The organism is Marinimicrobium sp. UBA4509 (genome assembly GCF_002388575.1).
GTDB lineage: Bacteria > Pseudomonadota > Gammaproteobacteria > Pseudomonadales > Cellvibrionaceae > Marinimicrobium > Marinimicrobium koreense.
This window is the reverse complement of the sequence record NZ_DGMV01000002.1, coordinates 1-13394: the sequence shown is the minus strand read 5'-3', so window position 1 is coordinate 13394 and position 13394 is coordinate 1. Positions and strand designations below refer to the sequence as shown.

The following is a 13394-nucleotide window of genomic DNA, read 5'->3' as shown; positions in this document are numbered from 1 at the left end:
CCTAAAACACTTGACCACTACAACCGCGCTTGGGATCTCGGAGGGGCCAAGGTTTCAGAAAGCATTGGCGAACGAGGGTTTCTATTTAAATGGTGTCTTTAATGCTCCTCCAAAGCTACTGACTAGATCCGCCATTCGGCCAGTAATTGTCGCGTTTAGTCGACAAGATCGTTCGAGCCTTTTTGTTGCTGAGTTGGGGGATGAGAGCCAAGCTGTCGAAATCGCTCAAGCGTTTAGTCGGGGCGATGAGCCGGAGTCGAATTCTCTGTATGAAGGAATGTCGCTTGCGGATGGGAGATTTGATGGCTTCGAAAGCTTGAAGGCGCGGCTTCAGATTGATCGCCTCAAGACCCAATATAATGACTACAAGAGCTTTGCGCTAGGTGAGGTCTCTCTTGAAATAAATTCGGTTCGGTCCAGAGAGTCGTTCGAGCATAAGGACAATTCGATTTATGTGCCAACTGTCGGGACGTCCCTCGTTACCGACAACCTCTCATCGGTGACGATAAAGCATCACAACCTCATTCAGGTTGTTTTGTCGGATGCAGTCAATAGTCAGTACGCTACAGCCTCTTTCGCTCCGAGCTAGGCCTTTTGATATTGCGATCTCTGACGCGTGGGACAGTAATACCGCGGATAACAAAATCTGATCTTTCTCAAGCGCAATTTGCAGTTCCAAGCTTAAAGGAACAGGAGGAAATTGTGCGCTCGCATAGCCAGCTTCAAGCGTTGAGAACGGCTATTGCGAACTTTCAAAGAGAACTCGCTCTGAATCCCGGACGTGCCTCCGCAATCCGGGGGCAAGTAGACGGTATGCTGGAAACGATTGGCGGTCTTACCGAAGCAGATAAGGTCATGAGCTTGGCTCGGGAGGGAGAGTCTGAAACCCTTGAGTTTAAGGAAAGTTTCAGCCTTGATGTACGAAAGGGAACAAAGGAAAAGTACATCGAGCTTTCAGCACTAAAGACAATAGTTGCGTTTCTTAATACGAATGGGGGAGTCCTTTTGATTGGCGTGGCTGACTCGGGAGACATTCCTGGGGTTAGGTGCGAGGTGGAAAAGTTTCACAAGAGCACAGATGCATTCCTGCTACATTTTAAAAACCAGCTTAAGCAACGAGTAGGCGAACAAAATTACCCTTATATTAATCATCGACTGGTGGGGCTCGGTAATGCTAATGTGTTGATGGTTGACTGCAAACCAGCGACCTCTCCGTGCTATCTCGACGGTAAAGAGTTTTATGTTCGCACAAACCCAGCTACGGATAAGCTTGAAGGGCCGAAGCTCGTCGAGTATGTGCAAAATCACTTCAAAAAATAAAATCGTATTATAAAAAGTCAGTTATCACGACAACTTTTCCGTTGCTGCTACGCCCTCATTGCATAGTTACGCGTGTTGGCGGCGCCAGTAAAATCAAAAAAGAGATTGATGAAATAATGTTAAAAAACCGCCAGTTCGATAAGTAGATAACCCCCTCTAGCGTTTTATTTCTGAATTGGTGTCGTTGTCGGATTTGGTGCTTTGTGTTTACAGGGTTTTCGGCAAACAGTGTTGCTCATCAGGGAGCCGGTTATGACAAAAGATGACATAGAGCTGTACCTAAAAGCTAAAGACAAATTCTCCTACGCAAACGTCATATACGCGCTGGCGGTACTGATTGCGGCAATGGCGGCTTTGTCGACCTTCCTGCCGGACTTTCATGATTACACGAAGTATTTAGTGTTGGCGGCGTTCATTATGGGAACCTCCACATACGGCGCAGACTCGCATCGCTATGTCTCAAGGGCAACGCTGCTAAAAGTTCTGGAGCGACAGATCAACGCCGACCCAGAGGCGCTGGAGTACATCGCGCAAAGAAAAGCCCGTTAGTCGCCTCTCTCCATTCCGGACTTAACGTTGGTGACGCTTGACGCTTTGATGTCATGACGCTATAGTGCGTCAATGTCGTTATATCTGGAGAATTCCATGAGCGAGCCATCAAAGCGTTCTACGGTTTATTTTGACCCTCAGTTACATGCGGCGCTGCGGCTGAAGGCGGCGCATACGCACCGCTCCTTATCCGATATCGTTAACGATGCGGTTCGGGCGGCATTGGCGGAGGATCAGGAAGACTTGGCCGCGTTTGAAGAGCGGGTGTCTGAACCAACCATGAGCTATGAGGCGTTGCTGAACGATTTGAAGGCTCATGGCAAACTATAAGCTTGTTTTCAAGAAATCCGTTTCGAAAGACCTTCGCTCAATCCCCAACAAAGATGTTGCTCGCATTCTTCAGCGCGTGGAGGCGTTGCAGGATGATCCTCGCCCAATCGGCAGTGAAAAACTCTCGGGACAGGAGCGTTATCGAATCCGGCAGGGTGTGTACCGAATTATCTATGAAGTGGTGGATGAGCTTCTTGTCGTAACGGTTGTGAAGGTTGGCCATCGAAAGCACATCTACAAGCGCGGTTGACGCCGCCATCAATTGCCATTCCTTCCGTCGCGCAATTGATGGCGGGTACACGCTGAGCGTTGCCAGGTTGGCAGCGCCGTCAGTTAGAACACGTAAATAAACCCAACCCCCACTTCGGCTTCATAGTCACTACGCGCGATCGGACTATCTTGAATATCACTACTGAAATGCTCATAGAGCACTTCGCCGAAGATCTGCCAGTTCTCACGGATGTAGTTGCGGTAGCTGTAATTCAGCCCAATTGAGCGAAAGCCGCCACTCAGTTCCGTCTCGGCCAGTCCCGAGGCGGCGGACTGCGCGGGGGTTATGCCGAACTCGGTATTGGCGAGGTCGCTGTCGTGGTACACCGCTACAATCGCCAGTTCAGAGCCGGTGCCGTCCATCTGGTCGCCGAAGCGGCGGCCCACGCCGAAGATGCCCAGGGTTCCGTTGTCGCTGGTCACCAATCGGCCATCGAGCCAGTAACGCCAGTCGGCATCGAACGCCCGGCGCGCTTGCAACGCAAATTCCATTGACTCATCGGTAGCGCCGAGGCCATCCAGCCGGCCGTCATCGGAGTCGCTTTCCTCTCGACCTTCTTCGAAGCCCACAACGGCCTCAAATAGCCAGGTGTCTGAGCGAAGACCACGCCATCCAAGTGCCTCTCCGGCCCAGAAGAAAATATCGTCGTCGTTGCGCCATTGCACCGCGCCTGCGGGGTCGACTTCGACGCCGAATTCATCGGACCCTTCGTAGGCCGTTTCGTATTCAACAGCCAGGCCAAGGCCGAAGGCGAAGCCATCTTCACCCTGGGTGAAGTCGTCAATCGAGGGCAGGGGCACCAGGGCGGTGTTTCCGTCCTGCGCCAGTGCGGGTTGCAGAAAAAGGGCCTGTAGGAGCGCGGCCGATAGTAAAGCTGTAGACGTTTTCATGTAAGTGTCCCCCCGTATGTAATGGCATAGCACGATTGCTCAGACGACACGACTTTTACGTACGATTTTTGGGAAAAGATTACCTGCCATTACTTCTTTCAGTGTATACCAGGGTAGGGCCGTCGGCTGGGAATCGAGCGCAGAGGGGAGGTCGGGCCAGGGAGGTGTCGGGCGGGTGCAAGATCAGTGTCTGGCCTGATAACTGGCCCGACTTATACGCTACAGTTATCTGTATGCGGTTCCGGAACGTAAACAGAGCCAGCAAGTCATTCAATCGGAGTCTGATGTGAACCAACCTGTATCCAAGCCGGAATCACCGCACCGCCTTCCCTGTCGTGGCTGTCTGCCGACCTGCAAGAACTTTGATCGCTGTGAGGGCAAGCCCTGGCGGGTGTTTGTGCCGCCGGCTCCCAAGAAGTAGCGCCGCATCCCTGCGGCGTGAAGGGGGAATCAGAACTGATAGCGGACCCGGCCAACCACTGAGCGGGCTTCGCCGGGGAAGCAGTCGCCCCGAGCCAGGCAAGTGGCTTGGAACTCTTTATCGGCGACATTGCGGGCGTTCAGGGTCAGGTCCCAGGGGCCGGTCTGGTAGCCGATCATCAGGTCGCCCAGGGTGTAAGAGGGCGTGCGGAGCTGATCGATGCCGTCCCAGCTCTCGCCCACGTAGCGAATGCCCGCACCGGCTTTGAAGCCTTCGAAACCGCCGGGGCGCCAGGTCAGCCAGGTGGACGCCTGCCGCTCCGGTACGCTGGCCAGTCGATAGCCTTCGGCGCTCTCGGTATCCAACTGGCTGGCGTTGAGCTCAAGGCTCAAGTCACCCATGAACACAATACCTTCCAGTTCCACACCGGTGATTGAAGCCTCGCCCCGTTTTTGCTGATACTCGCCCACCAGGGAGCTGGGGTCGTTCAGGTTGGACTGGGTGATGTCAAAGTAGGCCAGGGTGACCATGGCGGGGAAGTCACTGGGCTGATATTTGAAGCCGGCTTCCCACTGCTCGCCTTCCTGCGGTTCGAGCGGTTCGCCGCGACCGTTGGTTCCGATCACCGGATCGAAGGACTCGGCGAAGCTCACGTAGGGCGACAGGCCATTATCAAACTGATACAGGGCGCCGACACTGGTGCTGACCGCATCGTCACTCTGGGAGCTGGTGCCGCTGTTGGTTTCGGTATCGTCGAAACGTACCCCGGCGGTGATGCGCCAGTTGCCCACGCTGATCTGGTCATTGATATACAGGCCCAGGTCTTCGGTGGTGCTGTCCGGTGAAGCGGCGTAGGTAAACTCGCTGGCGGGGGGAATATTGCCGTATTGAGGATCAAACACGTTGATCCAGGTGCTGTCATCCAGCACGGCTCCGGTTGCCACATCGTAACCACGGGCATAGTCATAAAAGCCGCTTTCACCCAGAGTCACATCCTGATATTGGGTGCCGATCAGCACTTCGTGGAAGAGGGCACCGGTCTGGAAATTGGCGCGCAGGCGGGCGTCCAGTGCCGCCTGTTCCGAGGTGGACTTGCTGCCATAGAAGGAGCGCGGGACCAGCCCGTCGCCATACAGGCTGCCATCGGTATTGCGCACGTAACGGTCGCCGCCGATGAACGCGGTCCAGGCCTGCTGATAGTCGGCCTTCGCATCGGTGTAGCGGGAGGTCAGCTCCAGGCTCCATACCGAGTTGAATTGGTGCTCCGCCAGCAGGGTGAACGAGGTGGTCTCGGTGTCGTAGTAGTTGAAGTCCGGATCGCCGGTGTAGGTGTCGTTGTCGATAAACTGGCCGTTGGGTGCCGGCAGTAGGGTGCCATACACCGGCAGAAACTGGGCGCCGACGTCGCTGTCGGTCTCGGTGCGGTTGAGCAGGGCGGTGACCCGGGTCTGCTGACTCGGCTGCCAGGTGATCGACGGCGCGAATACCCGGGTATTTTCATCCACCTGATCCACCTGGGTGTCGGTATCGCGGTAGACCCCCACCACCCGATAGAGCCACTGTTCGTCAGAGTCCATGGCGCCGGTGCTGTCGAACGCCAATTGCTGGCGATCGAAGCTGCCCAGTTCGGCCAGGAGTTCGTGCGCGGAGTCGGCTTTGGGCAGCTTGCTTACCACATTGACAATACCGCCGGGAGAACCCTGGCCGTACAATACCGATGCCGGGCCTTTGAGTACTTCCACCTGTTCCAGGGTATAGACGTCCGGGCGGGTGTTATTGTAATTGCCAAACAGCGATTGCAGGCTATCCTGATACTGAGGCACGTCCAGGCCCCGCACCTTTACCCAGTCGCCCCGGGTGGCGAAGCCGTAGGTTTTGCCGTAAACACCGGAAGAGTAGGTGAAGACATCGTCCAGGGTGATGGCACCCTTGTCGATGATGTCCTGCAGCCCTTCAATCGACACCGAGCGGGCGGTTTCCATGATCGGGGTATCGGACTTCAGGGCGGAATAGCGGGACAGTTGCCCCGTCACCTGAATTTCCTGGATTTCAGGGGTAGCAGACTGGGCGTGGGTGTAGCCGGAAGCCAGCAGCGAGCCCACGGCAACGGCCAACAGAGAAGGACGGAACAAAGACACAGTAGTGATACTCCTAAGGTGTGTAGAACAGAAATACATGACAACGATGATGCAAATGATAGTGATTAACATTTAAAGGGTCAAGAGAAATGATTTCCTGCGCCAGTTTGATGTCGATGATTCAGAGAGGTGAGCTATGAAACTATGGAAGCTGTGCGCCACCGCGCCGCTGTTGGCCGCGCTGTCCGCCTGTACCACGACCGGTGAGTCGGTCCCGTCGTTTTATGACGTGCTGGCGGAGACGGCGGGGCAGAATGGCCGTGCCTGCGTCCGTCACAGTGATATCCGGGGCTATGGCGTTCTGGATCACGACGTGATTTCCATCGACGGGCGGCGCAATTATTACCTGGCCACCGTGATGCCGGGCTGCAACGCGCTGGATACCTCGCCGTCCGCGCTGTTTGAAGAGCGCTTCAGCGAGGTGTGCGGGGGCGGCATGCACAAGGTCTATGCCGGGGGTGATCACTGTACGATCCGCCAGATGTACGAGTTCGAGAACCGGGAGGCGGCATTCGAGGCGCACCGCAACGCCGTCGAGCGGTACGATGCGCTGCGCGAAGCCGCTGAGCAGGACTGATAGGCTCGGGGTTATTCCCCGTTGATCGGCCCCGGCGCTTTCTCGTGTTCTGACTGCTGCAGAGCCCAAAGCTCGGCGTAGCGCCCGCCGCGCTGCAGCAGTTGGGCATGATCGCCCTGTTCCACCAGTGTCCCTTCGTCCAGAACCAGAATGGTGTCGGCGTCGACGATGGTCGACAGCCGGTGGGCGATGACCAGGCTGGTATGCCCGGAAGACACTTCCCGCATGGCGGCCACAATGGCGGCTTCCGCGCGGGAGTCGAGGGCGGAGGTGGCCTCGTCAAAAATCAGAATCGGTGCGCCCTTGAGCAGCACCCGGGCGATGGCGATGCGCTGCTTCTCGCCACCCGAGACCTTCAGTCCCCGCTCACCAACCAACGTCTGATCCCCCTGGGGCAGGGCGGCAATAAAACCGTCCAGGTGGGCCATGCGAATGGCCCGATCAATGGCTTCATCCGAGGCCGATGGGTTACCGTAAGCGATGTTCTCCCGAATGCTGGTATTGAACAGAACCGTGTCCTGGGGAACGATGGCAATGGCACGGCGCAGGCTGTCCAGGGTCACTTCGCGAATGTCCTGGCCATCAATGGTGATGCGACCGTCATCGATGTCATAAAACCGGTACAGCAGTCGGGCTATGGTGCTTTTCCCGGCGCCCGAGGCGCCGACGATGGCGACCCGTTGCCCGGCCTGCACTTGAAAGTCCAGGCCTTTGAGAATCGGCCGATCGGTGTGGTAGCCAAACGACACCTGGTTGAACCGCACCTCGCCTCGTTGCACCGTCAGTTCGCGAGCGTCGGGTGCATCTTCAATGTCAGGTTCGCGTTGCAGTAGGCCCAGCATGTTTTCCAGATCCGTCAGCGCCCGGCGCATTTCCCGATACACAAAACCGAGAAAGTTCAGGGGAATGAACAGCTGGATCATATAGGCGTTGACCATGGCCAGGTCACCCAGGGTCATGGTTTTGTCGATGACCGACTGGGTGGCCATGATCATCATCCCGGTAATGGCCGCGGCGATGATCAATGCCTGCCCGGAGTTCAAAGCCAGTAGCGACAGACGGTTTTTGAGTTTGGCTTTTTCCCACTGTTCCAGAAAGGTGTCGTAGGTCTGGGCCTCAAAGGTCTCGTTGTTGAAATACTTCACCGTTTCATAGTTGAGCAGGCTGTCGACCGCTCGGGTGTTGGTGGAGGAGTCGGCCTGGTTGGCCTCGCGCACAAAGCGGGTGCGCCACTCGGTGGTGACCACGGTAAAGCCGATGTAGATGATCACCGCCACCAGAATGATCAGGGCGTACCAGACGGAAAACGCCAGGGTAAAAATGGCGGCGACCATGACGATTTCAAACAGGGTCGGCACGATATTGAACATCAGAAAGCGCATCAGAAAACTGATGGCACTGGTGCCGCGCTCAATATCCCGACTGATGCCGCCGGTCTGTCGGCTCAGATGGAAGTTCAGCTCCAACCGGTGCAGGTGTTCGAACACCCGCAGCCCGATCCGGCGCATGGCCCGCTCGGTGACCCGACTGAAGATGGCGTCCCGCAGCTCGCCGAAGAATACCCCGCCAAAGCGCAAAAACCCGTAGATCAACAGAAAGGCGATGGGCAGTACCAGTTCGGGCTGCAGGCTTCGGTCCACACCATCAATGATATGCTTGAGCGCCCAGGGCATGGCCAGCGTTGCCCCTTTGGCGGCCAGCAATGCCGTAATGGCCAGGACCACCCGACCTTTGAAGTCCCAGAGGTAGGGCCAGAGATAACCCCATACCTCCCGCAGGTTCAGGCGGGGTATGCTGGCGTCTCGCGGTGGGGTTGGTCCGTAAGGGCGGCGCATTGGAAGCTCTCGGTTGCGGGTAAGCTGTGTGCGCATGATGCCAGCTTGGGTCAAAAAAATCTTTGCCCGCGTCCCGATTGTGATGCTGGCAAACAGGAATTCAAAATGATGGAGAACGACGAGTGACAGGATCTGAAACACGCCGGGAAATACTCAATATTGCGATTCTGGTGGTCAATCAGACGCTGTTTATGGTGGCGGCCATTACCGTGATGACGCTCAGTGGCGTGGTCGGTGGCCGGCTGAGCGACACTCCGTCACTGGCCACCCTGCCGATTGCCCTGACCATGGTTGGCGCGGTGGTGTCCACCTTGCCGGCGTCGCTCTTCATGAAGCGGGTAGGGCGCCGCCCGGGCTTTCTGGTAGGGGCACTGCTGGGCGGGTTGGCGGGCAGCCTTCTGTCATTCTGGTCCATTGCGGAGGGCACCTTCATCGGTTTTTGCCTGGGTAACCTTCTGGTGGGGCTGTATCAGGGGTTTGCCATGTACTACCGGTTTGCCGCGGCGGATGTGGCCCGTCCGGCGATTCGCAGTCGCGCCATTTCCTGGGTCATGGCCGGGGGTGTCGCGGCGGCCTTTCTCGGCCCGTGGAATGCCAGCGCCAACTATGAGTGGCTGACCTTGGTACCCGATGGTGGGCCCTATTTGGTGATGGCGTTTCTCGCGGTGTTGGCGAGCCTGTTATTGGCCCTATTGCGCGTGCCACCTCAGGGTGAGCCCCAGGCCGACGATGTGATGCGGCCCATGAGGGACATTGCCGGGCAGGGTCGCTTTCAGGTGGCTGTGCTGGCCAGCGCGGTCGGCTACGCGATCATGATTCTGGTCATGACCGCGACGCCTTTGGCCATGCTCTCCAAAGGGTTCGAGATGGGGCAGGTCGCCACCATCATGCAGTGGCACGTGCTCGGTATGTTCGTGCCCTCGTTCTTCACCGGAAGTCTGATCGCCCGGTTGGGGCTTTACCGGGTGCTGATGGCCGGTGCCGGGGCGCTGCTGCTGTCGAGCGCAACGGCGGCCTCGGGGGCGAGCTTTGCCCACTTCTGGGTGGCCCTGGTGTTGCTGGGCATCGGTTGGAACTTTCTGTTTGTTGGTGGCAGCGTGATGTTGGCCGGCACTCACTCGGAGTCCGAGCGGGGCAAGGTTCAGGGGATCAATGACCTGATCGTTCTGTCGTTGGTGGCTATCGGTTCACTGCTGGCGGGCACGCTGTTCCATCTGTGGGGATGGGTGGTGTTGAACCTGACCATGGTGCCGTTGGTTATCGCTGTGGTGGTGGCGCTTTGCGTCTGGCAGATACGGTCCTCGGCGCCGGCGGTATCTACCTGAGTTGGCCGGGGCGCGGCATGAAACCGCTCCCCGTGCCGACTATGGTTGCCACTGAAATTGGCCGCTGGTCAGCTGCTGAACCTCGTCCTGTAACGCTCCCACCTCGGCCTGGGGCACGGCGAGGGTCAGGCGGACCTGTTGTTGGTAGTCGACGTCAATGACCACCAGCCCGCGCTGTTGGGCACAGTGTCGAATCCGCTCCTCCAGAGCGAAGTCCACGGTAATGCTGATCTCGGTGCTCGGGGTGATCTCTCGCCACCGGGCGAGATCCAGCGCCTGGGATACCGCGCCGCCGTAAGCGCGCACCAACCCGCCAGCGCCGAGCTTCACGCCGCCGAAAATCCGCACAATCACCGCCAGGGTATCGCCTGCGCCGCGCTGGGTCAGCACATGCAACATGGGTTTGCCCGCCGTGCCGGAAGGTTCACCGTCATCGCTGAAAGCCTGACTGCGTGGCTGGTCCGCGGGGCCCAGAATATAGGCCCAGCAATAGTGGGAGGCACCGGGTTGGGATTGGCGCAGTACCTCGACATGGGCCAGTGCCTGGTCGCGCTCCTGAACCGGAAACAGGTAGGTGTGGAACAGGCTGCGCTTTTCTTCCAGGGTGTGCTGACAGGGTTCGGCCAGCACACGGTAGGGGGCTTGTGGGGGAGGGGTATCGTTCATGGCGCCATTAAACCATAAATGGCGCCCGCTCTGGTGACCGGTGGTAATGGAGTCAGAGCACGGACAGGGGCATATTCAGCGTGCGGTTACTGCTGACTTTACGCTGGATGCGTTGCTGTTCGGTTTCCGCTTCCTGCGCGGCAATCTGTCGCTGTTCCTGCTGTTGATGCCAGGCGATGATGCTGTAGAAGTTGCGGATGTTGCGCACGTAGGTCACCGGCTCCCAGCCGCGGGCGTAGCCGTGCCGGGTGTACTTGTAGTAGGAACGCTTGGCCAGCAGAGGCAGGTGTTCGCGCACATCCACCCAGCGGTCCGGGTCGCCGCCCAGTGCTTGGGTAATCTTGCGGGCGTCTTCCAGGTGCCCCATGCCCACGTTGTAGGCCGCCAGTGCCAGCCAGGTGCGGTCTTCACCCTGGATGCGCTCGGGCAGGCGATCGTACAGGTTGCGGAAGTATTTGGCCCCGCCGTGAATGCTCTGCTTGGGGTCGATCCGGTTATCGATGCCCATGTCGCTGGCGGCGGCCATGGTCAGCATCATCAGCCCGCGCACGCCGGTGCGGGAGCGGGCGTCGGGGTTCCAGTGGCTTTCCTGGTAGCTGATGGCGGCAAGCAGCTGCCAGTCCAGGTCAAATTCGTCGGCGGCTTCCTGCAGCAGGGTCTGCCACTGGGGCAGGCGCTTTTCCAGTCGGTAGGAGAACAGCAGGGCACCGCCGGTGGTGACTTCATCAATGTGGTCGTAGAACCGCTCGCTGATGGCCGCCAGGGTGCCGTCCTGTTTGATTCGGTCCAGATATTCCTCGGCCGCCTGGTACAGGCTTTCATCCCGACTGCGGGGAAAGGCCCAGGCCAGCTCCTGAGGTGCGCCCAGGTCAAAGGCTGCCCGTGCGCGCGGGAAGGTATGGCGGTTCAGTTCATAGGCGTTGGAGTCGACAATGGCATAGTCCACTTCACCGCTGTGCACTTTTTCCAGCAGGTCGATCATTTCGACTGAGGAGGACTCACGCCAGGTCAGGGCCGGGTAGTGAGTCTTGATGGCTTCAAGACGCTCAGCGTGGGAGGAGTTGGCGATGACCAGAATGTCTTTGCCGATCAGGTCCTCGACCGAACGGGGCGCCGGCTTGCGGCTGTTATACAGCACCTGCTGGCGGATGGTCATATAAGGTTGGTTGAAGCGCACGCGCTGGCGGCGACGCTCGGTGATGCTCAGTCCGGCGGCGGCAAAGTGGGTCTGGCCCCCGCCGACCTTGGTGAGCATGGTGTCGAGGCTCTCTTCATCCTCAATCACCAAACGCACGCCCAGTTCATTGGCGAACTGTTGCAGCAGCAGGTATTCAAAACCGGTCTGGCCGTGGGGACCTTCATAATAGGTGGTGGGGCCATTGCGGGAGATCACGCGCAATTCGCCCAAGGCGTAAACACGCTCAAGGGTGGTGGGCAGTTTGCTGCCGACCAGAAGCAGACTGACGCTGATGATCGTCAGGCTGAAAAGATGTTTGGCGGCCGCCTGGATAAGGCGGGGGGTTTTGCGGACTTCCATTTACGGCTTCTCCTCTCCGATGTTGTCGGATGTGGCGCCAGATCCCATCTGGCCCGTGCAAAATTTGCGCAATTCTAAAGCTTGTGGCTGTGAACTGCTAGCTTGTTTTCTGATCAAAAATGGGTTATGCGGCTTGCCATCTGTTCAAATTTTAGCCGATCAGGCGGACTGTGTCGACTTGGGTGCCAGATTCCCGACGAACGGTTCCGTCGGGCGTGCGAGGTGGGCGCCCGGTAAGAGCTGCCATTGGCGGACATTTCAAGTACAATTGCGCCCTCTTCAAAACCCTCCGAACCTCTGAGGTCCTGATCGACATGCTGATTTTGCGCGGCGCCCCCGCACTTTCGTCTTTCCGCTCCGAAAAACTCCTGGCCGGCCTGCAGGCCCGGGTTCCCGCCATTACTGGCCTGAGCGCCGAATATGTGCACTTTGCCGACCTGGACAGTCCCCTGTCGGACGACCAGCAACAGACGTTGGCCCAACTGCTGACCTATGGCCCCAAACCGGAAACCGAGGCGGGTCACGACGGCCAGCTGTTTCTGGTGGTGCCCCGTCCCGGCACCATTTCGCCCTGGGCATCGAAGGCGACGGATATCGCCCGCAACTGCGGTCTGACTCAGGTTCGTCGCCTGGAGCGCGGAACAGCGTTCTATGTAAACGGTGAATTTGGCGACACGGATCACTCGGCCATCGCCGAGCTGCTGCACGATCGGATGGTGGAAACCGTGATGTCGGAGCTGGAGCAGGCCAGCCGTCTGTTCCAGAAGCAGGAGCCAGCGCCGCAAACCAGCGTGGATATCCTCTCCGGTGGCCGCGAGGCGCTGGTGGTGGCCAACCGGGAGCTGGGCCTGGCCCTGGCGGACGATGAGATCGATTACCTGGTGGAGAGCTTCCAGGGCCTGGGCCGCAATCCGGTGGATGTCGAGCTGATGATGTTTGCCCAGGCGAACTCCGAGCATTGCCGCCACAAGATTTTCAACGCTTCCTGGACCCTGGACGGCGAAGATCAACCGCGCAGCCTGTTCAAGATGATCAAGAACACCCACGAGCAGGGCGGCGAGCAGGTGCTGTCCGCCTACGCCGATAACGCGGCGGTGGTGGAGGGGCCGGAAGCCGGGCGCTTCTATCCGGACCCGGATTCCCAGACTTATGGCTTCCATCAGGAGCCGATCAACCTGTTGATGAAGGTGGAGACTCACAATCACCCCACGGCCATTGCCCCCTTCCCGGGAGCGGGTACCGGTGCCGGTGGTGAAATCCGGGACGAAGGCGCCGTGGGCCGGGGTTCCAAGCCCAAGGTGGGCCTGAACGGGTTTACCGTCTCCAACCTGCAGATCCCCGATTTTGAGCAGCCCTGGGAACAGAGCTACGGTCGCCCCGGCCGTATCGCCAGCCCCCTGGACATCATGCTGGAGGGCCCGATTGGTGGGGCCGCCTTTAACAACGAATTTGGCCGTCCCAACATCAATGGTTACTTCCGGACCTTCGAGGACGACTTTGACGGCGAGCGTCGCGGCTACCACAAGCCGATCATG

12 protein-coding genes and 1 pseudogene are annotated in these 13394 nt (G+C 58.4%); 8 read left to right on the top strand and 5 right to left on the bottom strand.

All coding sequences use genetic code 11. The annotated features are described in order from the left end of the window. From B3520_RS00085 to B3520_RS00065, 5 genes are all read left to right on the top strand, one after another. Positions 1 to 589 (top strand): hypothetical protein (locus tag B3520_RS00085; protein WP_286807230.1); only part of this gene is annotated, 589 nt, incomplete at its 5' end. Between the two features lie 5 nt (positions 590 to 594). Continuing rightward, positions 595 to 1320 (top strand): RNA-binding domain-containing protein, encoded by a 726-nt coding sequence (locus B3520_RS00080; protein ID WP_339619173.1) that lies wholly within the window; start codon positions 595 to 597, stop codon positions 1318 to 1320. Between the two features lie 252 nt (positions 1321 to 1572). After that, positions 1573 to 1869, top strand: coding sequence for a hypothetical protein (locus B3520_RS00075; protein WP_024460555.1), 297 nt, complete (start codon positions 1573 to 1575; stop codon positions 1867 to 1869). A 96-nt stretch (positions 1870 to 1965) separates the two neighbouring features. Next, positions 1966 to 2199: a hypothetical protein gene (locus B3520_RS00070; protein ID WP_024460554.1), complete on the top strand. Its 234-nt coding sequence runs from the start codon at positions 1966 to 1968 to the stop codon at positions 2197 to 2199. Beyond that, complete coding sequence (locus B3520_RS00065) at positions 2186 to 2449, top strand: type II toxin-antitoxin system RelE family toxin (RefSeq protein WP_286874945.1); 264 nt, start codon at positions 2186 to 2188, stop codon at positions 2447 to 2449. The genes B3520_RS00070 and B3520_RS00065 overlap by 14 nt, the downstream gene beginning before the upstream one ends. 83 nt (positions 2450 to 2532) lie before the next feature. Here the strand turns inward: B3520_RS00065 and B3520_RS00060 are convergent, their stop codons facing one another. Together B3520_RS00060 and B3520_RS00055 are read right to left on the bottom strand one after the other, a co-directional pair. After that, positions 2533 to 3270 (bottom strand): MipA/OmpV family protein, encoded by a 738-nt coding sequence (locus B3520_RS00060; protein ID WP_286874943.1) that lies wholly within the window; start codon positions 3268 to 3270, stop codon positions 2533 to 2535. Between the two features lie 540 nt (positions 3271 to 3810). After that, a complete protein-coding gene (locus B3520_RS00055; protein ID WP_286874940.1) occupies positions 3811 to 5919 on the bottom strand; it encodes a TonB-dependent siderophore receptor in 2109 nt (702 codons plus the stop codon). A 136-nt stretch (positions 5920 to 6055) separates the two neighbouring features. On the opposite strand from B3520_RS00055, the gene B3520_RS00050 reads away from it, so the two are divergent. Then, positions 6056 to 6496: a DUF6491 family protein gene (locus tag B3520_RS00050; RefSeq protein ID WP_286807225.1), complete on the top strand. Its 441-nt coding sequence runs from the start codon at positions 6056 to 6058 to the stop codon at positions 6494 to 6496. An 11-nt stretch (positions 6497 to 6507) separates the two neighbouring features. Here B3520_RS00050 and B3520_RS00045 read toward each other — a convergent pair whose 3' ends face one another. Then, positions 6508 to 8331: an ABCB family ABC transporter ATP-binding protein/permease gene (locus tag B3520_RS00045; RefSeq protein ID WP_286874938.1), complete on the bottom strand. Its 1824-nt coding sequence runs from the start codon at positions 8329 to 8331 to the stop codon at positions 6508 to 6510. 122 nt (positions 8332 to 8453) lie between these two features. Here B3520_RS00045 and B3520_RS00040 point away from each other — a divergent pair, with 122 nt between their 5' ends. Continuing rightward, on the top strand, positions 8454 to 9656 hold the full coding sequence (locus B3520_RS00040) for an MFS transporter (RefSeq protein ID WP_286874936.1): 1203 nt from the start codon (positions 8454 to 8456) through the stop codon (positions 9654 to 9656). A 39-nt stretch (positions 9657 to 9695) separates the two neighbouring features. Here the strand turns inward: B3520_RS00040 and B3520_RS00035 are convergent, their stop codons facing one another. Together B3520_RS00035 and mltF are read right to left on the bottom strand one after the other, a co-directional pair. Further along, positions 9696 to 10322 (bottom strand): IMPACT family protein, encoded by a 627-nt coding sequence (locus B3520_RS00035; protein ID WP_286805700.1) that lies wholly within the window; start codon positions 10320 to 10322, stop codon positions 9696 to 9698. Between the two features lie 52 nt (positions 10323 to 10374). Beyond that, positions 10375 to 11859: a membrane-bound lytic murein transglycosylase MltF gene (gene mltF / locus B3520_RS00030; RefSeq protein WP_286874934.1), complete on the bottom strand. Its 1485-nt coding sequence runs from the start codon at positions 11857 to 11859 to the stop codon at positions 10375 to 10377. Between the two features lie 314 nt (positions 11860 to 12173). Here mltF and B3520_RS00025 point away from each other — a divergent pair. Beyond that, positions 12174 to 13394: pseudogene (locus B3520_RS00025) on the top strand (phosphoribosylformylglycinamidine synthase); the annotation flags it as partial.

What these genes read in the sequence shown, in the direction of transcription:
- B3520_RS00075 (WP_024460555.1), top strand. Translation starts at nt 1,573, where the DNA reads ATGACAAAAGATGACATAGAGCTGTACCTAAAAGCTAAAGACAAATTC.
- B3520_RS00070 (WP_024460554.1), top strand. Translation starts at nt 1,966, where the DNA reads ATGAGCGAGCCATCAAAGCGTTCTACGGTTTATTTTGACCCTCAGTTA.
- B3520_RS00065 (WP_286874945.1), top strand. Translation starts at nt 2,186, where the DNA reads ATGGCAAACTATAAGCTTGTTTTCAAGAAATCCGTTTCGAAAGACCTT.
- B3520_RS00050 (WP_286807225.1), top strand. Translation starts at nt 6,056, where the DNA reads ATGAAACTATGGAAGCTGTGCGCCACCGCGCCGCTGTTGGCCGCGCTG.
- B3520_RS00045 (WP_286874938.1), bottom strand. Translation starts at nt 8,331, where the DNA reads ATGCGCCGCCCTTACGGACCAACCCCACCGCGAGACGCCAGCATACCC.
- B3520_RS00035 (WP_286805700.1), bottom strand. Translation starts at nt 10,322, where the DNA reads ATGAACGATACCCCTCCCCCACAAGCCCCCTACCGTGTGCTGGCCGAA.
- mltF (WP_286874934.1), bottom strand. Translation starts at nt 11,859, where the DNA reads ATGGAAGTCCGCAAAACCCCCCGCCTTATCCAGGCGGCCGCCAAACAT.